Source organism: Hwanghaeella sp. LZ110 (genome assembly GCF_048892525.1).
Lineage (GTDB): Bacteria > Pseudomonadota > Alphaproteobacteria > UBA8366 > Aestuariispiraceae > Pacificispira.
In genome coordinates this window covers 1-473 of the sequence record NZ_JBLZHT010000041.1, presented here as the reverse complement: position 1 = coordinate 473, position 473 = coordinate 1, and the positions used below count along the sequence as shown (strand labels likewise).

At 62.2% G+C, this 473-nt stretch carries 1 protein-coding gene; it reads right to left on the bottom strand.

The window, feature by feature from the left end; all coding sequences use genetic code 11:
- Positions 1–473 (bottom strand): Ig-like domain-containing protein (locus tag ACOSDM_RS20120; protein WP_420726318.1); only part of this gene is annotated, 473 nt, incomplete at both ends.

Here is a 473-nt window from a genome sequence, read left to right as displayed (position 1 = left end):
TCGTCTTCATCCACACGACCCGCATTCACGCCCAGTTCAGGGTGATCCGGATCTTCGCCACCAACAGGCGGCTCACCCGGAGGCGGTGGTTCCGTGCCAGGAGGGGGCATCGGGACCGGTGGCTGTGGCCCATCATCGGTGATCTCAAAGGCCTGCGTCGCAGAAGACGTATCGCCATCCCCATCCGTGATCGTATAGGTGAACGCATCCACCAGCGGCGTGCCATCCGTATGCGTCTCGCCCGCGTCACTGGTATAGGTGAACGACCCGTCCGCCTGCACCGTCAGCGCACCATACTGCGTGTTGACCTCAACACCAACCGCACCGGTCTGTTCTGCGCCCGTCTCATCGGTATAGGTGAACGATGTCACTTCAGCGCCATCGGCCCCTTCCGTGTCGTTGCCCATCACATTGCCGGTGACCGTGTTGCCACCTTCTTCCAGCGTCAGCGTCGCATCATCCACCGCAACCGG